Annotated in this window: 19 protein-coding genes; 6 read left to right on the top strand and 13 right to left on the bottom strand. The window is 46.4% G+C overall.

Features of this window, described 5'->3' with window-relative positions:
• Positions 1-175 precede the first annotated feature (175 nt).
• The gene (locus ACFI6J_RS15380) at positions 176-1,231 is read left to right on the top strand and encodes an MBL fold metallo-hydrolase (RefSeq protein ID WP_061486824.1); all 1,056 of its coding nucleotides are present in this window, start codon (positions 176-178) and stop codon (positions 1,229-1,231) included.
• A gap of 58 nt (positions 1,232-1,289) precedes the next feature.
• Here the strand turns inward: ACFI6J_RS15380 and ACFI6J_RS15375 are convergent, their stop codons facing one another.
• The 13 genes from ACFI6J_RS15375 to gspC all read right to left on the bottom strand — a co-directional run bounded on the left by ACFI6J_RS15375 (position 1,290) and on the right by gspC (position 14,277).
• A complete protein-coding gene (locus ACFI6J_RS15375) occupies positions 1,290-2,723 on the bottom strand; it encodes a YdgA family protein (RefSeq protein WP_156087254.1) in 1,434 nt (477 codons plus the stop codon).
• A 100-nt stretch (positions 2,724-2,823) separates the two neighbouring features.
• Complete coding sequence (locus tag ACFI6J_RS15370) at positions 2,824-3,579, bottom strand: type II secretion system protein N (protein WP_156087252.1); 756 nt, start codon at positions 3,577-3,579, stop codon at positions 2,824-2,826.
• On the bottom strand, positions 3,576-4,055 hold the full coding sequence (gene gspM, locus ACFI6J_RS15365) for a type II secretion system protein GspM (RefSeq protein ID WP_014977776.1): 480 nt from the start codon (positions 4,053-4,055) through the stop codon (positions 3,576-3,578). The genes ACFI6J_RS15370 and gspM overlap by 4 nt, the downstream gene beginning before the upstream one ends.
• On the bottom strand, positions 4,052-5,251 hold the full coding sequence (gene gspL, locus ACFI6J_RS15360) for a type II secretion system protein GspL (RefSeq protein ID WP_110288942.1): 1,200 nt from the start codon (positions 5,249-5,251) through the stop codon (positions 4,052-4,054). Before gspL ends, gspM begins: the two co-directional genes overlap by 4 nt.
• Entirely contained in the window at positions 5,251-6,297 is a 1,047-nt protein-coding gene (gene gspK / locus ACFI6J_RS15355) for a type II secretion system minor pseudopilin GspK (RefSeq protein WP_156087250.1), read from the bottom strand. Before gspK ends, gspL begins: the two co-directional genes overlap by 1 nt.
• Positions 6,294-6,920 (bottom strand): type II secretion system minor pseudopilin GspJ, encoded by a 627-nt coding sequence (gene gspJ / locus ACFI6J_RS15350; protein WP_014951312.1) that lies wholly within the window; start codon positions 6,918-6,920, stop codon positions 6,294-6,296. Before gspJ ends, gspK begins: the two co-directional genes overlap by 4 nt.
• Before the next feature lies 1 nt (position 6,921).
• Complete coding sequence (gene gspI / locus ACFI6J_RS15345; RefSeq protein WP_156087248.1) at positions 6,922-7,350, bottom strand: type II secretion system minor pseudopilin GspI; 429 nt, start codon at positions 7,348-7,350, stop codon at positions 6,922-6,924.
• Complete coding sequence (gene gspH / locus ACFI6J_RS15340; protein ID WP_156087246.1) at positions 7,347-7,973, bottom strand: type II secretion system minor pseudopilin GspH; 627 nt, start codon at positions 7,971-7,973, stop codon at positions 7,347-7,349. Before gspH ends, gspI begins: the two co-directional genes overlap by 4 nt.
• A 5-nt stretch (positions 7,974-7,978) precedes the next feature.
• Positions 7,979-8,416, bottom strand: coding sequence for a type II secretion system major pseudopilin GspG (gene gspG, locus ACFI6J_RS15335; RefSeq protein ID WP_014951309.1), 438 nt, complete (start codon positions 8,414-8,416; stop codon positions 7,979-7,981).
• Complete coding sequence (gene gspF, locus ACFI6J_RS15330) at positions 8,416-9,642, bottom strand: type II secretion system inner membrane protein GspF (RefSeq protein ID WP_156087244.1); 1,227 nt, start codon at positions 9,640-9,642, stop codon at positions 8,416-8,418. Before gspF ends, gspG begins: the two co-directional genes overlap by 1 nt.
• The gene (gspE, locus tag ACFI6J_RS15325) at positions 9,643-11,208 is read right to left on the bottom strand and encodes a type II secretion system ATPase GspE (protein WP_076012000.1); all 1,566 of its coding nucleotides are present in this window, start codon (positions 11,206-11,208) and stop codon (positions 9,643-9,645) included.
• 1 nt (position 11,209) lies between these two features.
• On the bottom strand, positions 11,210-13,261 hold the full coding sequence (gene gspD / locus ACFI6J_RS15320) for a type II secretion system secretin GspD (RefSeq protein WP_156087242.1): 2,052 nt from the start codon (positions 13,259-13,261) through the stop codon (positions 11,210-11,212).
• A 98-nt stretch (positions 13,262-13,359) separates the two neighbouring features.
• Positions 13,360-14,277, bottom strand: coding sequence for a type II secretion system protein GspC (gene gspC / locus ACFI6J_RS15315; protein WP_061486815.1), 918 nt, complete (start codon positions 14,275-14,277; stop codon positions 13,360-13,362).
• 129 nt (positions 14,278-14,406) lie between these two features.
• On the opposite strand from gspC, the gene hslR reads away from it, so the two are divergent.
• From hslR to ACFI6J_RS15290, 5 genes are all read left to right on the top strand, one after another.
• Positions 14,407-14,811 carry a ribosome-associated heat shock protein Hsp15 gene (gene hslR, locus ACFI6J_RS15310; RefSeq protein WP_015000020.1) on the top strand — a complete coding sequence of 135 codons (405 nt, stop codon included), beginning with the start codon at positions 14,407-14,409 and terminating at the stop codon, positions 14,809-14,811.
• Between the two features lie 23 nt (positions 14,812-14,834).
• On the top strand, positions 14,835-15,734 hold the full coding sequence (hslO, locus tag ACFI6J_RS15305) for an Hsp33 family molecular chaperone HslO (RefSeq protein WP_156079017.1): 900 nt from the start codon (positions 14,835-14,837) through the stop codon (positions 15,732-15,734).
• 446 nt (positions 15,735-16,180) lie between these two features.
• The gene (locus ACFI6J_RS15300) at positions 16,181-17,743 is read left to right on the top strand and encodes a phosphoenolpyruvate carboxykinase (protein WP_061486814.1); all 1,563 of its coding nucleotides are present in this window, start codon (positions 16,181-16,183) and stop codon (positions 17,741-17,743) included.
• Between the two features lie 234 nt (positions 17,744-17,977).
• On the top strand, positions 17,978-20,401 hold the full coding sequence (locus ACFI6J_RS15295) for a TIM-barrel domain-containing protein (protein WP_462557731.1): 2,424 nt from the start codon (positions 17,978-17,980) through the stop codon (positions 20,399-20,401).
• A gap of 140 nt (positions 20,402-20,541) precedes the next feature.
• A complete protein-coding gene (locus ACFI6J_RS15290; protein ID WP_462557733.1) occupies positions 20,542-21,714 on the top strand; it encodes an MFS transporter in 1,173 nt (390 codons plus the stop codon).
• The last annotated feature ends 20 nt before the right edge of the window (positions 21,715-21,734 follow it).

Raw genomic sequence — 21,734 nt, 5'->3', positions numbered from 1 at the left:
TTTGCCGTACTCCCTATTCATTAAGGTAGTCGCACAGTCAAGCCCATGTAATCGAAAACAGTCAGGCGAAAAAACAGTGCACAGTCAACTAGGCTGAATAGTTTCGTCCGGGCAAACGGTCTTTTAATCAAATATCTGTGTATTAATGAGTAGGGAATAACATAAGGCGATGGTTATGACGGTTATAAATGAACGGTTAAGTAATGCAAGATCAGGCATTGGGCTTAAAAGGCAGGACAAACAGCGCGGTAGAAAACAAACTGCGTTTTTTTGCGCTATGACAACCACTGCTATTCTATCGTTCTCGGCTTTAGCGCAGCCGTTGTCTCAACCTTCAATTACATCAGACGATGCCGGCCTAAGCACCAGTCCTATGGGTTGCCATAACGTTTCGGTGCAAATATTAGGGTCGGGTGGACCTGAATTGGATGACGGCAGAACATCTAGTGCCTATGTGGTTTGGATAAATGACAGCGCCCGCGTGTTGGTAGACGCTGGAAGCGGAAGCAGCGTTCAGTTTGGCGCTGCGGGGGCAACGTTTGAATCGTTAGAAGTTATCTTGCTTTCCCACTTACACACCGATCACTCCGCCGATTTGCCAAGCTTTGTAAAAGGTGGGTATTTCACCGATCGCGAGAAGGATTTAATAATAATGGGGCCAGAGGGCAACGACATTATGCCGTCCACAAACGCCTATGTGTCGTCGTTAATAGGGAAAAACGGCGCGTTTAAGTATCTGTCTTCTTACACCATAGAAGGCCAAGATGACTATGCGATATCCACAAAAAGCATCGGGGCCACAACCTTTGAACAACCGTTTAAACGTAATGTAAACGATAGCGTCAGTGTTGAGGCAATGACGGTGAACCACGGGCCTATTCCAGCATTAGCGTGGAAGGTCAAGGCCAATGGCTGCGAGGCGGTATTTTCAGGCGATACCAATGATAAACAAGGAAACCTTGCTCGTTTTGCTAAAAACGCAGACCTTTTGGTGCTACACAACGCCATTGGTGATGACGCGGGTCAGGTTGCTAAGAACTTGCATATGACGCCGACTCAGATTATCGACATTGCCGCGCAGTCAAACGCTAAGCAAATAGTGTTGTCTCATATTATGAAACGTAGCGAACCGGGTCTTGATGCACTTACTGAGGCGATTACTGTTGTAGCTGAAGGTCGAGTATATGCCGCTGAAGATTTAATGAACATTACCCTGTCTGAACAGGAGTAAAATAAGCGTAAACCGTCTGCGATACACGGTTTACGCTTTTATAGAGGTTCTCTAACTATTATTGAGGGGCAAAAGGCAGCGGAATAGGCGTACCGTTTACACTGGCTTCGCCATCTTTTAGTGTTAGCTTTGTCTCGTAACCTTTCTCGGTTTCTTTTATTAAGCCTTGTTGAGCAAAGGTACTTAGCATCATAGGTGTCTGTTGTTCTACAGCGGCTTGAAGCTCTTCAGCCGTCATATTTTGTGCTTGTGGCGTCGCCATTAGTTGGCCCATCATATAGCCAGATGCCATACTCTGTGCAAGCGCTTTATCGGCGGTGATTTGTGCATCAGCCAGCAAATGCGTGACCCAATAAGCGGCGTCTTCCAACGTACCGGGAAGTGCATCTATACCCACTAATTTCGTGTTTGCGTAAGCGTTAAACGCCCCTTCAGGCAACGTTGCTTTCAGCTTCGTTATATTAATCTCTGGCTCAGCTTTAAGCTGTGTTAGCAAGTTAGCTTCAATAAACTCCATCATTTTGGCTGGCACTTCTTCAGAAGGCACTAATAATGAATTGTTGCTAAATTCTTGATAGGCCTTAATGAAGTCGATATCTAAGTTATTGATGGCAACGCCTAATACCATGTCTGTAGCATCAAGTTCAGGGCCCACGGCTTTGTCGACAGCGTATTCTACGTAGACATTGGCGGTGTTATTGTCTTCGTCAATCTTGACGTCGGTAGCAAAAGCTAGGTTCTCAATCTTAACTGTCGCACCTGGCTCAATGTTAGAAATTTCTATGCTTTCAATACGCGCCTTACCAGTAGATTCAAATAAGTCACCTTTGAACGCCGCTACCATATCGCCATCATAGCTCATATCCATAGACAGATTTTTCATCTCTAAGGAAAATTCATCTGCGCTTATGCTTAGCGATTCACCCGACGACGTATACAAAGTTTTGTCACCATCAGGCTCAGCTTCACCCGCATAACCAGAGAAAAGTAGCGTGAACCCCTCTTCTTCGGCCGTCGCGCTAAGCGCTGGAATAACGTCTGCGTAGCTTAGTCCACCAAACAAACCAACCACGCCTTCGTTGCGATAAATTGGCTGTTGGCCATCCCACTGAACGTATTCTCTTAACTCATCTCCATCAATAGAGACCGTATAGTGAACGCGGCCTAATCCTAAGCCATCGCCAAAGTACACCGGTCCGTGATGAGCTACTAGCGTAGCGGTAATGCCAGGGTTTTCTTCCATTGGTATATCAGTGGAGTCAACATTCTGTGCATTGATTAGCGCTTGAAAATCGACAGCAAGCTTGATTTCTGCTGTTGTCGAAAACCAGCCTTTGTCATACGAAAGTACCTCGGCAGAATAAACGGCTTGTTGGTTAATTTCGTTTACGGCGGCGTTAACATTTTCGTGAACGCTAGTGCCAATAAAATAAGGGGCAACGCCAAGTGCAACCAAAGTTACGCCCGCGCCAGCTAGAAGAGGTTTGTTCATGATTACAATCCTTTGTTAAAAAGTGTTCCCGGTTCTTCTGGCCACAAACGTGAAGTACGTTGGTGGCCTAGAAATTCTACGCATAGTTTGTGCTAATGCATCACAGCTTAATAGCGATATAGCCGCTACCATCCGGCGCACCAAACAAGCGTGCGGCCTGATGGACTTCTTGCGGAAAGCTGTCGTCAGGCTTAAATTTACCACTTACTCGAATATTTTTCATCGTAGTAGGGATAACCGCATCCATCGACAAGCTTAGTAAGTTAGGCTCGCTTACTAGTATTCCAATGTCATCGCCTTCACAACGCAGCTTTGCGGAATAAGTGCCAAAATCAATAGGACCCTGTGTACCGGCAACTGTCGCGTTGAGCCAATCTCCGGTGCCGTTTAGCGATTGACACGCAGGCCCAAACGTTAAGTCACTGAGCGACACTTTGAAGCGCCCGCCGGCATTTACTGGCAGCGGAAGGCGAACTTGTGCAAGCACTCGGTCTACCGGTAAATACAGCGTGAAGTTTTCGGTATTTACGCTGTTTTGGCTGAAAAGTCCCGTGGTAATAGGCCCTTCAAATGCAATGTCATTTTTATCGCGAATATTACCTGCTTTAAGGTTTAATTTAATTTTACCTATCAACATATGTAAGGGGCTAAGCTCCCATTTTACATTGTTGATGGGTAGGCCATTAACTACTACAGTTTGCGCCTTGCCTGAAAACAAGGTGCCGCTAACACCACTAACGGCAACATTGCTAGGTAACGCAATACGGCCAATAACGTGAACAGCAGGCATGTAAGCAATGGCAAACAATAAGAAGGCAATAATGCCGCCTATAATCCAACTAACTTTCGACTTCATGCTTTACCTAATTGTAATCGGCGAATTTTGATATAGCCTGGCGCATCGGCCTCGGCAATATCCGCTTGAAGAATAATCACGCCCATATTTTCCATGGCTTTGAGCCATTCTAAAACACTGTTAAACGGCGCCTGATCAACCCACACCTGAAGCTCGTCGCCTTGTGGCTGCATACGAGATATAGCAATGTCGTGCTGAGCAGTAGTGCGGTTTACCGCTTGCGGTAACGAGCCAGAGAATGTTCGTTTACCCCCGCTGCTGCGGCGCAATTGCTGTGCTCTTGCTGCACTGTCTTTTACCCAAACCAACAAGGATTGCTGATTGTCGAGAAGCTGTTTCTGTTTATCTAAAGCAGCATTAAGCGGCGACCATACCGCAAAATAAAATAGCGCAATTATTAATAGCACAGCTGAAACCAGTACTAACTTTTGTTCGCGCTCGGTCAGCGCTTTGTACTTTTCTAAGAGTGCATTCATGAGGTACTCCTTACTGATACTGTACCTACAACGCCATTGTCACGATTATTTATGGCCCCTTGTTCAACCACAAAGCCTGCGCTTTCTGCTGTACGTTTAAACTGCTCTAGCGCTTCAAAGTTTTTACCTTGCGCCTGAATGCGAATCTCAGTGCGGGTTGCATCGAAGCGCAGTGTTTGCGGTTTTACATCAGTGGCTGAAAAAGCCGGAGCGAGCTGGTCTAGCATAATAAGCATAGAGGCACTGCCACCGCCTTGTTCTAACTTGGCAAGCTCGCTTTGTAGCTTCAGTCGCACGTTGCGATAGGTACCAATATTGGGGAAACCCGCCTTAACAGCGGTATTAATCTCACTGCTTAACGCCTGATTTTGGGCTTTAAGCTGGTAAAGAGAAAATCCTTTGTCGATAAGGCTGGTGCATAGCGCTAACACTGCTAATACTGCAGCAACACGCCACTGATTCAGAACACCGCTGCGCTTGCGCTTTACCTTGTAATCGCCTTGGCATAGGTTGAAGCTGCTTTGCATCGCCTCTTTTGCCAATACTTGCATAGGCAGCTCTAAGGGGGCCTGCGCTTCTTCAATATTTGGCAAAGTGCTTAAATCGATACCCGCATAATTGGTAATGGTTATCGGGCTTTCTTGTTGTGCAGTAAAATGGACAAGAGTTGGCAGTAACCATGTTGCCTCGCCCTGCACGCCTTTGAATGTGTCTTGTCGAACGAGAAGCTGTTCACCTAACGTAAGCACTGACCAACCGTTTTCGGTGACTGGCACTGCGAGTACATCAGGAATAATGGTGTCGCAGAATAACCCTGCTTCGCTAAGCCAGGACTGCCACAGCTCCATCTTTTCATGGCTAACTACTGCAACGGCCTGCTCATCGCCTCGCTTAGGGCCGATCGCAAAAAACTGCTGGCTAATGTCAGTGGCAAGCTCGTCTTCTAGCATAAACGGGATGGCAGAAATGATCTTGCGGCCAGCTTTAGGCGGCAGCTCAACCCATTTGAGTAAAATTTCGCTGCTAGGAGCTAAGGCAATAACACTTCGTTGCCCCGCGCGTTCGGTCAGCGAAGATAAGGCTTCTGCATTAGGCAGCTCGCCCGATGCAATAATTTCATCTTCGGTTCGCGAATAAACGAGCCAGCTAATTGGGTCTGTATGGTTGGCGCCTAAACGCACCAAGAGTTGTTCCATCAATAGGTTCCCCCAAACTCGCGATTCACAATACTAACGCCGGTATCGGCACTAACGTGAAACACGGTGGAAAGCTTAAAGGTTGCTTTGTTGTATTGTGTTTTTGTATGCAACATAAAATATTCAGTTTTAACCGAAAACCAATCTTGTCGAGTGCTTGTTAAATTAAGCGCTTGAATAGAGGGCTCGCTTAAAAATGCATTGGTATCGTCCCAGCCGTTTTGCGGGCGACTGCTAATCAAACTTGCGGCCTGCTGAATGTCTAATCCCGTTAGGCCTGCAAGTAATGGTGCATCTTCTTCTTCTAATGTGTTGACGTTAATTTTCAACTCATTGTAATCCGGGATCACGCAAACTAATGGCAGTAATGCGTCTAGCCATTGTGGTGATACACCGTTAATAATACGCAATTCACTTTTTGATGCCAGTGGTCCGTTAGCTGCTAAGTAAGGAAACTCTCTGGACTCGTATTCGCTGTCTTCTGCACCGTAAGGGCGCATTCTGTCATCTTCGTCGACCCAGTCGGCTAAACTGTCGCGTAAGGTATCTGCGGTGTAGTTGTCTAGTCCGTCAACGCTAAGTGATAGCAACATAGTGTGAAAAGCGTCCATGGCTTCCGTGGTGTTACTCGCTCCACTGCTGCCATTACCGCTGTTACTGCCCGCGCCTCCTGCACTGCCAGACGTAATCGCGTTTAAATTAAAACACGCTTGCAAATCGTCTAAGTTAGCGGTTAAACCACCGTTTTCTAAAGGATAGCTGAATTCTTGTGCCCAAGGCTGATCTATAGAAATCACATTCGGGCTTTCTTCTATCAAAGATTGGATAGACTTACGCGCAAAAGCCTCGGCTCCCATGGCGTACCAGTAGGCTTGATTGTTGTCTTTTAAGTTCATCGTACGCTGCACCTGAAGCTGCAAGCGTGTACCCATTTCTGTGGCTAATACCGCAACCAAGGCTACTATCATGAGCACAATCATTAATGCCACGCCTTGCTGCTTAGCGGGTGGAGCAATCGACTTGCGCTGAGTACTCTTGATTGTCATGACGATTCACCCGTAGTTAAGGTAAATTCTCTGCGTATTTTTCCGAAGTCTTTGCTGACAAACTCAATGGCCACGGCGCGCGGCAGTGCAGCTCCTTTATAACTTTCGCTCCACGACAGGTCTTCGTCTTCATCTAAGGAACTACTGTTAGCGGTGGCAAGAAATTCAATTTTTAAGCTTTCTACATCCTCTAACAGCACACGGACTTTGGGCTCGTAGCCTATGACGTTATCCACATAGTTGCTGTAAAGGCGCTCCAGTTTGTTTTCTCTAAGTCTATAGGCGACAAACTGTAGGGTACTTCGTGGCAACATTAACTGAGGGTTGTGCCACCCTCCACGTACAAAACCAATGCCGTCATCGTCACTGTCGTCGGTTTCACCGCCAGACATGACCACGTCTTGCTTTTCGCCGTTAACCCTTGCTGCACGAGGCACGGCTTGCTGAAGGTCTCGCTCAATCGTGATCATGGCACGCTGCAATAATTGAAGTTTTGCAAAACGCTCTTCTGAAATATCATTGCTGTCGATAACTGTGGTAAGTAGACCTGTGGATGCAAGCCCAATTAGGGTGAATATGGCCATAGCAATCAGTATTTCGATAAGCGTGAATCCGCGCTGCATGCTAATTTCCCGCCGTCGGTTTAGCAACGAAAGTGGTTACTGATGTAACTGAACTGCCGTAGCTTTCGTCTTCACCCACCGAAACGGTTACCGATCGCAAGTCGTTGTCGTTGGTTTTTGTCACCGTTTGCTGCCAGTACCACGTGCGATCGGCCATCTCCATCGTGCCTTTTAAATTGTTCTTGGGCGGCCACGTGGTATCTAACTGAAGCTGGTTTAAGCGATTGCTTGCCACCCAGTTGGCAAAGGTGACAGATTCTATTTGCCCAACGCTTGATAAATGCTCGCCTGCAGCTTTAAGTACTGCTGTACCGGTTAGCGCAAAAATAAGCAGGGCAACCATAACCTCCAGTAGCGTCAAGCCACTTTGCTGGCGTGGTGTGGCAGGTGCAACGTTCTTTTTCGATGCATCAACGTTGAACGCACTCATAGTGGTCTCTCCAGAGGCCCTTCAAGCACTAAAGGCGGAAGATCTTGGTTTTGCAGACTGTAATAGACGGGGTTGTCGCCGTCATCACCTTCGTAATTAAACGACAAGGTAAAAGGCGTCATTTCGCCACTCGACATTATAAGCACTTGAGGCGGAGGCAGCTTTTTCTCTTCTTCGTTACCTATTTCAACCCCTTCATCAGAAACACTTAAATTCTCGTCGAATAGTTCCCTGTCAAAGAGCCTGTCTTCAACATCCCATGGTAAGTCGTCTAAATTTAAAGTGAAGGTGAAAGGCTCAGGTAACGTATAAGGCTCGTAGGTTTTTTCGCCTTCGATACGCTGCCACTCATCATCGTCGTCTAAGTAGACAAAGTAGTATTCATTTTTATCGGCTTCAAACCGCACACCAAGCTGTTGTTGATTTAACACCGCAAAATCGCTGGCCATATCAACAATCACCTGCAGGCGTTGCGCTTGGGTTTTTAGCAGGTCAGATTTACTCGCACCGAATGCGTTAAACATAACGTAACCCGCCGCCAATCCCATAAGCAGCAGTACCAGCATGACTTCTAATAGGGTAAAGCCTGCTTTTTTCAAAGATGTACTGCCGCGGTTGCGCATAAAGGTTAGTTCAGGTATTCGTTAATGTTCCAGTTACCAATGTCATCATCAGTACCCGGTTCGCCGTCTGGACCATTAGAGAAAATATCAACTACGCCAAGTTCTCCCGGGCTAATTAGTGCATATGGATTGCCCCACGGATCTTCAGGCAGGCGTTTAATGAAACCACCTTCAGGGTAATTACGAGGAATCGGGTCGATAGTCGGCGCGGTAACTAGCGCTTCTAGTCCCTGTTCTGTGGTTGGAAAGCGGTTGTTACGCAGCTTGTACATCTCAAGCGCACTTTCCATTTGCTGGATGTCTACCGCCGCCTTTTTAAGCTGCGCTTCTTCTTGGTTACCCAAGATTTGCGGTGCCACCATAGACGCCATAATACCGATGATTAGAAGTACGACCATGACTTCAATCAAACTGAAACCAGAACTGCGATTAAGTGTTTTCATTAAATATTCACCATGTTGTTCAATGCTAAAATTGGTTGCAATATTGCCATAACGATAAACAGAACAATGCCTGCCATCGATACAATAAGTAAGGGTTCAAATACCTTAAGTGAGACACCAATAAGCGCTTCAAATTCCCTATCTTGATTATCTGCGGCGCGAGCTAGCATTTGCTGTAGCTCACCCGATTTTTCACCAGACGCAATCATATGCATCATCATTGGTGGAAACATTTTCGTGTTATCCAACGCTGCCCGTAAGCTGCTGCCTTCTTTAACGTTAATGGCTGCTTCAGCTACTTGGTTCTTAATATGTTGATTTTCCAGTACGTCACCCGATATACGCATGGCTTCAAGCAAGGGTACTGCGCTGGCGCTCAGAATACTTAAGGTGCGAGCAAAACGCGCGGTATTAAGACCGCGAGATACCCGGCCAATTAATGGTAGGGTTAGAAGCGCTCTGTGGTAGCGCAGCTTCATGTGCTTTTGTTGTAACACACGCTGAATAATGACAATGAGCACACCAATACCAATAAGCATGAACAGGCCGTAATTTTGCAGCCACGTGCTTACGGATATAAGAAATTGGGTAATGGCAGGAAGGTCTTGCCCCATGTGATCGAACTGCCCAACTATCTTTGGCACTACTACGGTCAACAGCAGCAACACGATACCCATTGCAAAAAATAGCATTAGCGATGGATAAATCATTGCTTGCGTGATTTGGCTACGGGTTTGTTGCCTGCGTTCAGTGTAGTCTGCAAGGCGATTCAGCACGGTATCAAGGTGGCCCGATTTTTCCCCTGCCGCGACCATTGCGCGGTACAGCTCGTCAAATACACTAGGGAACTGCCCTAGAGCATCGGCAAGCCCATGACCTTCCACCACTTTACTGCGCACCGCCATCATCATGTTTTTCTGACGAGGCTTTTCACACTGTTCGGCTACGGCAAGTAATGCTTCTTCAACAGGAAGGGCCGATTCGACAAGGGTAGCAAGTTGACGCGTGAGTAGCGCTAAATCTGATGCAGAAATTCGCGGTTTGAATAAAGAAAACGACAGGCCTTTGCCTTCGCTTTGTGTGCGCTCTGCGACCTGCTCTACTTCTAAGGGAATTAAGCCTTTTTCACGCAGCTGCTGACGAACCTGACGTGCATTATCGCCTTCAAGCACACCGTTTGTATTTTTACCGCGGGCATTAACCGCCTTAAAAGCGAATGCCGCCATTTAGTCTTCCCTCGTAACTCGAAGCACTTCTTCAAGTGAGGTAGCACCAGCAAGCACTTTGCTACAGCCGTCTTCACGAATACTTGGTGTCGTTTTTCTGATATAGCGCTCAATGGCTTGTTCACCCACACCTTCGTGCATCATTTCACGCACTTTTTCATCTACCAACAATAGCTCGTGAATACCGGTACGACCGCGGTATCCCGTTTGGTTACACGCGGCGCAGCCGTGCGGCTTAAAGATAGTGGTGTCGCTTGTGGCATTCTGCCCAAGTATTTCCAGCTCAGAGGCGTCAGGTGTATGTGGCTTTTTGCAATCTGGGCACAGGGTACGAACGAGTCGCTGTGACAATACGGCCAATAAGCTCGAAGACAACAGAAATGGCTCAATGCCCATGTCTTCTAAACGGGTAATCGCGCCCGCTGCCGTATTGGTATGCAGGGTAGAAAGTACCAAGTGACCAGTTAAACTGGCTTGAACAGCAATTTGCGCGGTTTCTATATCACGAATCTCACCCACCATGACTACATCGGGGTCTTGACGCAAAATAGCGCGAAGGCCGCGGGCGAAGGTCATATCTACGCGAGGGTTAACCTGCGTTTGTCCAATACCAGGAAGGTCAAATTCGATAGGATCTTCAACCGTTAAGATGTTTCTGTCTCGCGAGTTTATCTCGGTTAACCCTGCATACAGGGTGGTACTTTTACCCGAGCCCGTGGGGCCGGTAACCAAAATAATGCCGTGAGGTTTTCGAATAAGAGATGAAAAGTGATTACGGTTTTGCAGCGTCATGCCTAAATCTTCTAGATTTAAGCGCGCATTGTTTTTATCCAGTAGACGCAATACCACACGCTCGCCGTGGCTTGAAGGCATGGTCGAAACACGCACATCTACTGCTCGCCCAGCAATACGCAATGTAATACGGCCATCCTGGGGCACGCGTTTCTCGGCGATATCTAACTTCGCCATAACTTTAATACGCGATACCAGCATGGAAGAAAGTTTGCGATTCGGGCGCAAAATTTCGCGTAATACGCCGTCTACCCTGAAGCGAACCACAAGCTGGTTTTCAAAGGTTTCAATGTGAATGTCTGACGCGCCTTCTTTAATCGCCTCGCCCAACATGGCGTTGATAAGCTTGATAATAGGCGCATCGTCTTCACTGTCTAACAGGTCTTCAGTGTCAGGCAAGTCTTCAGCAAGAGCGAACAAATCACTCTCGTTGCCAAGGTCTTCCATTAGCTGTTTAGCCGCAGAGCTATCGCGCTGAAACGCACTGGTAAGCAGGCTTTCAAATTCGTTTGCAGGAATAGTTTTCGGTACAAAGGGCTCGCCGTAGAAACGTCGCACTTCGGCGAATACATCAAACGGCGTATTCTCTGTAAAATATAAAACCGCAGGGGTTTCATTGGTTTCCAGCAATACCTGATTGCGCTTCGCAAAGCTAAAAGAAAGCTGTCTTGGACCGGCCTCCTCTTCAGGCAAACCTGCGTCTTCACCCATGGCTTCTAAGGCTTCTTCTTGCGCCTCTAATGCCTGAGTAATTTGTTCGTCCTGCCCTGCCATGCTAGTCGTTACCTTCTTCTTGTTTCTGCTTCTCTTTCTCAGAAAGGTACTCTTCGAATGAAGGTGGCAACGCTAGCGCATCATCCCATTGTGGAATAGTCGGGGTTTCTTCGTAAGGCATTAGCGAAACACCTTCTTGCTGGCGTTTTAGCTGCAGTGCGCGAATGTAATTGTATTTGCGATGGCTGATTGTATTCATGGTTGCACCGTCACGGACAATGGTCGGTTTCAAGAACACCATCAAGTTACGCTTACGCTTGCTGGTTGATGTAGATTTGAATAAATGGCCTAGAATTGGAATATCACCCAGTAGTGGTACCTTAGATTCACTCTCTTGAACGTCTTCGTCGATAAGGCCGCCAAGAACAATAGTACCGCCATCATCAACAATAACCGTGGTCTTAATTTCACGCTTGTTAATTGAAATATCTACTGACGTTGCGCCGCTCACGCTAGACACTTCCTGTTCAATAAGCAATTGTACCGCATCGCCTTCATTGATTTGTGGCGTCACTTTAAGTTTGATGCCTACCTCTTGTCGGTCGACCGTTTGGAAAGGATTAGAGTTGTTCGCGCCTGTTGTGGTACCCGTAATAATAGGTACCTCTTGACCAACAATGAAAAACGCTTCTTCGTTATCCATGGTAGTTAGGTGAGGTGTGGCAAGAATATTTGAATTGGTATCTGTGCTGACCGCTTGTACCACAGCACCCCAGCCATTTTCGATAACGCCCGCAATCAGGCCGTTTGCACCGCCAAGTAAGCTTGCAAGAGCAGTGAAGTCGCCTTCTATCGTGTCCGTTGTTTCTACCACTTCACCGTTGGCAGTGATGTTGGTTTGCGTGGTCTCTCTATCTTCGGCCTGTCGTAGTGCCACAGCTAATGAACCGACGCCTATAACACCATTATTGAACTGTGTACCACCGCCCTCTTCTGACACCCATTGCACACCTAATGTGTTGCCGTCGCCTTCAAAAACTTCAACGATAATGGCTTCAACTTGTACCTGTGCACGGCGAATATCAAGTTGACGTACAACCTCTTCTAATGAGCGCATCATGTCCGGCTCTGCGGTAATAACAATGGCATTAGAATCTTCGTGCGCATCAATGCTGATTTCACGGTTAGAGCCAGCTCGACGTGACGTAGTGCCACCACCTTGCTCTTCAGCTTGAATGCTTGCAGATACGCCCTGTAATACTTTTACTAAATCTTCCGCTTTAGCGTAGTTAAGAAACAGCACGCGGGTATTGCCGTTTGACTCAAGCTCTTGGTCCATGCGCTGAATAAGGTTAATAAGACGCTGACGCGCTTTAATATCACCGCTTACAATAACTGAGTTAGTTCTGTCGTCTGCCACTACGCGAGGCTCAGACTTAGTACCAGTATTGGCTTTACCTTGTGACTTATTAATACTGTCAATAATGCGCACCATTTCTGATGCTGACGCATAGCGAAGTTTAACGATTTCAACTTCTTCGTCACCGGCACGGTCCACGCGCTCGATAATTTCTACCAGTCGGTTCACTACCGCTGCACGGCCGGTTAGCATCATCACATTTGATGGGTCGTGGCTAACTACGTTACCGCCGCCCGCTTGGTCATTTAGCTGGCGTAAAATAGGCGCAAGTTCACGTACCGGTACGTTATACACAGGAACAACGCGAGTGATCATTTCGTCGCCGTCGCGGTTAGCGCCTTCCACTACTGGAATGTTCGATGTTTTGGCGTCTTTAGAGCGAACCACTTTCAAAATACCGCTAGGCATTTCTACAACGGCGAAGTCATACACTTGAAGTACGTTTAGGAAAAACTGGTAATACTGATCTTCATCGAGCATGTCGTAGCTGCGTACGCTTATTTTCCCACGTACGTTGGGGTCGACAATAATAGTGCGCTCTAGATTTTTACCAACGATATTAATGAACTCGTTAATGTCGGTATCTTTGAAATTAGGCATGTACTCAGCGGCTGTCACCGAGAAACACAGAAGCGCCGTGCACATGGCTGTGCTCAAGCGAGATAATAGTTTTTGGCTAGTGCGCCTTTTCATTCTAACGTCCTTCATTTCCTAACTTGTCGATGACCGATTTGCTTTAATTGTTATTTTGCTTACCTAGCGACAATATAGCGCTGCTACCGTTAGTGGTATTAAGACTCGGGTAAATCTAGGTAAAGCGTGGTTAAGCTGCCATCTCGAATAATCGTTAATTCTATTGTTTGTGCATTGCGTAGCTCAGACAGTGCCTCTTGCGATTGCTGCAAGTCGGTAAGGTCTAGCCCGTTAATTTGTGTAATGACATCGCCAGCCTGAAGCCCTGCCGATTTAAATAATTCAGGTTCTTTGCCAGGACTTACTTGATAACCAATAAGCTGGCCTTCTTCGGTTTTTGGCGATATTGAAATAAAGTCTGTGAAGTTAGCGGGGCGTTCTCGCAGAGCAGCGGTTGCTTCTAGCGCTTCTTCGCTAAGCTCAACTGTATCTTCTTCCTCTTCCTGCGGCTCAGGTCGGTTTCTCGCTTGCATTTCACGGCGACGATTAGCTTCATCGTAATCAATTCCGTCAAGCATCAGGGTTTCGTTTCTTACCCCGTTCTTAATAATAACGCGATCGTTATACACCTTTTGCAACGTGGCGTTGGTGTCTTCAATCTTTTCACCTAAACCATATACTGCTTGGCTGCCGCGATTTTCTATAATAGCGGTGCCCGCTTCCTGCTCTGAACTGGCAACAACGCCGGTCAGGGTCAAATTTAAGCGTGTCTCTGGCGCGTCAGTAACTTCGGCTACCGGTTCCGCGGGTTTAGCCGCTGCATTACCAAACAGATTCAACTGTTGTATTTTGGCAATGTTGACCCCATTTTGGCCTGACGACGAAGAAATAACCGGAGCACGGCTTACTGTGGGTGTCGCAGATAGTTGAGGTTCGGGTATAATTCGCCACACGAGTTTGGCAGCAAATGCAATTAAATACAGGCTGAGCAGAACCACTACGATGGTATGTAGCTGTTTTTGATGCTGGTTCAGATAAACAACCAGAGATTGTGGGTTGGGTTTATTGAATGTCATGCTGCCACTGATGGTACTGCTTTATTATAATATAGTGAATTTTTGGTTAACCGCGCTTTAGCAAACCCATAATAGCCTAGTAAAGGTGAGGGTCACAACACTAAAGCCACACCATTACGAAAATATTACATGAGCCAATCGGATAGCAACAATACAACACAAAATGTCAGGCTGGACAAGTGGCTATGGGCTGCAAGGTTCTTTAAGACCCGCGCAATAGCAAGAGACATGGTGCAGTCGGGAAAAGTCCAGTACAACGGGCAAAGAGCCAAACCTGGCAAGCATGTAGAGCTTGGCGCCATGATTAAAGTTCCCTCAGGATGGGATAATCGTGAAATTAAGGTGCTAGGCTTAAGCGACAAGCGATTGAGCGCGCCTTTGGCGCAAGCGCTGTTCGAAGAGACGGTTGAAAGTGTAACAAAACGTGAAGAAAACCAAGCTGCGCGCAAAATGAACGCATTTCACAGCCCTAAACCAGATCATAGACCTGATAAAAAGCAGCGACGACAGATTATTAAATTTAAGCAGCAATAGTGAGCTGCTCAACAGGATTACTTATGAGCGATTTCGATAAATTACACCGCTTCTTATTTACCCAAGCTAACGTCCGTGGCGAATTAGTTCGTCTTGATGAGAGCTTAACGCAAATTGTGCACAGCTATGAATACCCTGTGCAAATTCAAACATTGTTAAGTGAAATGGCGGCAGCGACGTCATTGTTAACGGCAACGCTTAAGTTTAAAGGTGAAATTTCACTTCAAATTCAAAGTAAAGGCCCGGTAAGTTACGCGGTATTAAACGCCACTCACGAACAAACGCTTCGCGGTGTAGCTCGCTGGGACGAGACATTAGAAACATTACCTGAAACGTTCTCAGAGCTTTTGTCTCAGGCGGTATTGGTCATTACTATCACTCCAGATGAAGGCGAACGTTACCAGGGCGTTGTAGCATTGGATAAACCTTCACTTTCAGAATGTATTGAGAGTTACTTTACTCAGTCAGAGCAGCTAGCAACTAGCGTTCACTTGATGACAGATCTAAGCGATCCAGAACACGCAAAAGCGTCGGGTGTGTTGCTTCAGGTATTACCTACCGATGCCAGCGCTACCGATGTGTCGCAAGCCAATGAGTTTGCTCATATCACTAAGCTTACTCAAACATTGACCAAAGAAGAGATGTTTTCTTTGTCGGTTGAAGACATTTTATATCGTCTTTACCACCAAGAAGATGTGGAAGTGTACCCAGCTAAAGACGTAACCTTCGCTTGCTCATGCTCAAAGGAGCGCAGCGCAGAAGCACTTCGTCATGTTGAGAAGTCTGAACTTCATGCAATTATTGCTGAAGAAGGCGCGATCAAAATGAATTGTCAGTATTGTCATACCGAATATTGCTTCGATAGTATCGACGTAGAGGCCATTCACAGCGGCAACTTCGACGCACCGTCTTCAAATCAGTAACTACATATTTACTGCTTTATTAAAGTGCCTTCATTCGAAGGTGCTTTTTTGTATCTGAGCTCCTCAAAACATACATCGACGGGTTTGTTCAACACTTCACTTGTGGTTAAAAATTGCTCATCTGTAAGTGTTTAACTTTTCTACACAGTTCAATCTTTCTTTTATTCCTGTACTAGTGAAAGTTTTCATCTCTTCTTTCGAAAGAAAACTGTCATGTTTTATTTTGAAATTCATCGATCAATATAGGTTTTCTACGCCTTATTTTTGCATTTATATCCAAGGAAAAGGCTTTCCTTGTAATTAATTTACAATATTTATGAAATTCCGTTGTAAGAAATAGTGAGTATGTGTTTTATAAATGCTTGCTAGGCCTTGTTTACATTACACTCTAAGAGGTGATACTTTTTTGAAAGTGCTTTTGAAAAATTACATATAGGGTAACAGCCATGACCGCAGCAGCCTCAATTCAAACGGATCTGAAAGTAACGCCACTCACCGACCTGCCAAATGCAGAACTTATCGAGCGCGCCGTAAAGCGCGGCGAAGGTGTCCTCGATAAAAACGGTGCGCTAGTCGTTGAAACCGGAAAACGTACAGGTCGCTCTCCAAACGATAGATTCATCGTTAAAGAGCCTACGACAGAAAACGACATTGATTGGGGCAAGGTAAACAAGCCTTTTGATTCTGATAAATTCGATGCGCTGTGGGATCGCGTTGAAGCTTACCTGTCTACCCAAGAACACTTTCTTTCACACCTTCAAGTGGGCTCAGACCCTGAACATGCCTTGTGGCTAGAAGTAAGAACGCAAACTGCGTGGCAGCATGTTTTTGCTCGTAACCTTTTTATTATCCCAGAGCAGTGGAATGTTAAAGGCGACCAGCCTTGGCAAATTCTGAATGTACCTGGTTTCACCTGTGAGCCAGAGCGTGACGGTACAAACAGCGACGGCACAGTTATCATCAACTTCGCGAAAAAACGCGTATTGCTTGCGGGCATGCGTTACGCGGGTGAAATGAAAAAAGCCATGTTCTCAGTGCAAAACTTCCTGCTTCCGGCAAAAGACGTGCTACCTATGCACTGTTCAGCCAACGTGGGTGAAGAAGGCGATGTGACCTTGTTCTTTGGTCTTTCAGGTACTGGCAAAACAACACTTTCAGCCGATCCTAAGCGTTTCTTGATTGGTGATGACGAGCACGGCTGGGCACCAGGTAGCGTATTTAATATTGAAGGCGGTTGCTACGCTAAATGTATCGACCTATCTCAAAAGAACGAGCCAGTAATTTGGAATGCTATCAAGTTTGGTACCATCCTAGAAAACGTAGTGCTTGATGAAACACGCACGCCGGACTATACCGACACGTCGTTAACCCAAAACTCACGTGCGGCCTATCCGCTTTCACACATTGAAAAGCGCGTTGCTGAAAACCGAGGCGGCGAGCCTCGCTCGGTTGTATTTTTGACCTGTGACGTAAGTGGCGTATTGCCTCCTGTTTCAGTGTTAAGTGAAGAAGCTGCGGCGTATCACTTCCTAAGCGGTTACACAGCGAAAGTAGGCTCTACTGAAATTGGCTCTACTAGCGATATTGAATCAACCTTCTCAACGTGTTTTGGTGCGCCTTTCTTCCCACGTCCAGCAGGCGTGTATGCAGAGCTTCTGATTAAGCGTGTTAAAGCGTTTGGCGCTAAGGTTTACTTGGTTAATACCGGTTGGACAGGCGGCCCTTACGGCACAGGTAGCCGTTTTGATATCCCTACTACGCGCGCCATCATCGACGCAATTGTATCGGGCAATTTGGCTGATGTTGAAACCCAGCACATTGACGCGTTAAACCTAGATGTGCCAGTGGCAATAGACGGTGTAGACAGCAATTTGCTTGTGCCACAAAACACGTGGGCAGACAAAGAGAAGTACAACGAATACGCCGCTAACTTAGTCAACGACTTTAAACAGAACTTTGAAAAATACGACGTTAGCGACGCTATCGTTAAAGCCGGGCCGGGTAACTAACACTCGGTTTGCCCCTTCCCAACGTTCATCACACTCAACGTGATTGATGTTTTGCCCGCACCGTGTTGCGGGCTTTTTTTGTGTTGTTGTTAACAAATTTAACATTATGAATACGTATGTTTATTTAAGTTGAGCAATGCACTGGCTATCATTCACCGTACACAAGTAGGCTTTAATTAAGCGCGCTCGTTAATTAAGTGCGGTTCGCTAAGAAGCATAAAAAAGGTTTTGAGCATGATAGACAGGAAACAGCGTATAGCACTAGCATGTGCTGGTTTGGCATTTTTCTCGGTAAATACGGTAGCCGAAGTTCAAACAGCGACACTCGAAAAAGCAACGCTAAATATTGATACGGATACCAATGACTTCACGATAAGCGCGTTGCACGATAGTGGCTTTCAAGTAACGTATCTTACTGATGATAATGGCACGCCTTACGCAAATCTACCGTCTATGGCGCTTCCCGAGCCCGCGTTGACTGATGTTACAAACAAAACAGTTAATGATGTAGAGCTAGTTGAAACTGCGACAACCCTAATCTTAAAACTCAATAATATTGCAGCGCATGTTGATAAGGCGACGCACGCTATCAGCTATTCTATTAACGGCAAAATTGTCGCGAAAGAGCAAGGCGGACTAAGTATTTCCAGTGACGGCGTCAGCCTGTCGTTTGCGTTAGATGAAAACGAAAAACTCTACGGTGGCGGCCAGCGCGTTTTAGGTATGGATCGTCGTGGTCATAGCATGCCGCTATATAACAAAGCACACTATGGTTACACCACATCGTCAAACCAAATGTATTTTGGGCTGTCGGCCGTGATGTCGTCAAAAAATTACAGCGTATTGTTCGATAACACCGCTTCTGGTGAGCTAGATATTGGCAAAACGAACAGCGACGAGTTGCTATTTAAGGCACAAGGCGGCCGTGCAAGCTACATCATGGTGTTGGGTGAAAATTTAGAAGATACAGTAAGGTCTACCGTTGCAGTAACGGGAAAACAGCCGCTTCCTCCACGCTGGCTACTCGGTAACTTTGCGTCTCGATTTGGCTATAAATCACAAAATGAAGTGATGGATATTGTCGATGCCTTTAACACGCAAGATATTCCCGTTGATGCCGTAGTACTTGATTTATATTGGTTTGGCAAAGACATTAAAGGGCACATGGGGAACTTAAGCTGGGACACCGCCGCTTTCCCTGAGCCTGAGAAAATGATTAGCGATCTGCGCGCACAAGATGTGAAAACCGTGCTTATAACAGAGCCTTTTATTCTTACGACGTCAAAGCAATGGAATAGTGCCGTTGCCAATAATGCCCTTGCTCAAAACGATGATGGTGCGCCGTATACCTTCGATTTCTATTTTGGCAATACCGGCCTTGTCGATGTGTTCAGTGAAGCGGGTCAAGATTGGTTTTGGCAATATTATGAAAAGCTTGCTGCACAGGGTGTTGCCGGCTGGTGGGGCGACCTGGGTGAGCCAGAAGTGCACCCTGATGATATTCAGCACATGTGGCAGTCTACAAAAGTAAGCGGCGCAGAAGTGCACAATGCCTACGGTCATCAGTGGGCGAAAACCGTATATAACAACTTAACAGAGCTTCAGCCTGATACGCGCCCCTTTGTGCTGATGCGTTCAGGATTTTTGGGCAGTCAACGGTACGGAATGGTGCCGTGGACAGGCGATGTGAGTCGAAGCTGGGGCGGACTTAAACCTCAGGTAGAGTTGGCACTTCAAATGAGTGTTTTTGGAATGGCGTATACCCATTCCGACTTAGGTGGGTTTGCTGGAGGCGAAACCTTTGATCCCGAGCTTTATACAAGATGGCTTCAGTTCGGTACCTTTTCACCGGTATTTAGGCCCCACGCTCAAGATAATATTGCGCCGGAGCCAATTTTCCACGCCGATCCCGTAAAGTCTATTGCGCGCAAGTTTATCCAACTTCGCTATGACATGCTGCCTTATAACTATTCATTGGCCTTTGAAAATGCGCTTTACGGCACGCCATTAATGCGCCCGGTAGCTATGGCGTACGGTGAAAGCGATTGGTTTGAAAATGCAGACAGTTATCTGTGGGGCGATGGCTTGTTAGTTTCGCCTGTGACTAGCGCTAACCAAACGGTGTGGCCGACCAAGTTGCCTGAAGGCGTATGGTTTGATTTTTTCTCTGATACGAAATACCAAGGTGGTCAAACCGTTAACTACCCGCTGAGCCAAGATAATTTCCCAGTGTGGGTAAAGGCGGGAAGCTTTATGCCAATGACTAAAGGGCTTAGCCGCACAGAGCAGTTTGATGCACGTAAAATGGAAATGCACTACTGGCATGACAATTCAGTAAATTCATCTTCATATACTTATTACGAGGATGACGGCAAAAATCCAGCGTCTGTCAAAAAAGGCTTATATACAAAGCTACTTCTTAATGCATCAGTAGACGATAAGGCCGCATTAACCCTGACGCTTGATAGTGAAGGCAGCTATATAGGTATGCCTAAGCAGCGAGACATCACTTACGTCGTGCACGGTTTAAGCGAAAAACCACAGAGTGTTTCACTTGATGGCAGGAGCGTGCCTGTAATGTGGGATGAAAAAGGGAAAACGCTTTCACTTGCAATTTCTTGCGATTATCAGCAATCTGTAAAGGTAGTGATTATGTGATAATTAAGGGCTGCTGTTCTTTCTTGCACAGTAAAGGTCAGCGCCCTCAAAAGGTTCACTTTGTGGTCAAGGGCATAACTACGCTGTGCCCTCACGCCTAAATCGGATGTCTTTCTACTGATATCAGCCATGGAGCCCAAATGAGCCGACTTCCTGCCACCATCGTTATTTTCGCTGGTTTTTTTCTAATTGGTAAATTGTTTCTCTTGTGGGGAATATTACTGCCAGATATTGCAGCCGATTTGCAAATGTCTGAAGTAGTCAGTGGCGCACTTTTTTCGCTCTTCTCTGTGGGCATGATGTTAGGCGCTGTGATTGGTGGCAAGTATGCCAGTCGCTTTGAGTATATGCCGCTATTAGCCACGTTATTCAGTATGAATACGACGCTGTTGCTGCTTGTGTCAGTACTTACCGCTTGGCAGTGGTTTTTGGTGTTAGCGGTATTAATCGGTGTGGTGAGCTCAACAATATTTACTATTGGCCACACGCTTATTGCACGAATGTACGCAGAAAAGCGTTTTACTATGATGGGCTTAATGGACTTTATGTTCAGTTTAGGTACGTTTGCGGCGTCGTTCTTTGTAACACTGTTATACCTTGTTGAGCACAACTGGCGTTTACCTATTCAGGTGTTGGCAGGCGTTATGGTTGTGCTTTCGTGCTATGCATTTATTGCGGCGCGCTCTCAGGCAAAAGTACTTAAAGGTCAGCCTAAAGCGCCTAAAAAGACCTTGGCATTTGGGGTCATTATTAAGCAGCCTGTTTTCATATTTCTAACTTTGCTTACCTTTGGCTATGGTGCCGTAGAGTTCGGTAACGCGAACTGGTTTGTGAGCTATGCGCAAAACGGCTTAGGCTTTACCGGCGAACAGTCGAGAAACTTACTGGCATTTTTTACCGCTGGCATGGTGATTAGTCGTCTTACCTTCCCTTTTTTACTGCGATTCGTATCGGTACACCGCATGATTGTAATCATGGCAACAGCCTCGCTTGCGGGTGTATTTGCACTGAAACTAATGCCTTCATTTTATGGGATTGGCGCTGGTAACTTACTGCTTGGTTTAGGGCTAGGTGGGCTCTTCCCGTTAGCACTTTCTGCGGCAATGAATATCGACAGTGACAACGGCCCTGTACTTTCTGGTATTTCTATTATCGGTAACTCTACTGGCGTACAAGTGGCATCGTTTTCTACCGGACTATGGGCGAACTTCGCGCCACTTACTACGGCGTTTTGGGTAATTCCCCTTGGCGGCTGCGTGCTGTGGCTGGCATCTTATGGATACAGCCGAAAAATTAAGTACCGCCGAAGCTAATACCAATCCGTGTAGTGTTT

The organism is Alteromonas sp. G4i13 (genome assembly GCF_054960505.1).
Note: the sequence above shows the minus strand (reverse complement) of the source record. Positions and strands in the feature narration are given on the sequence as shown.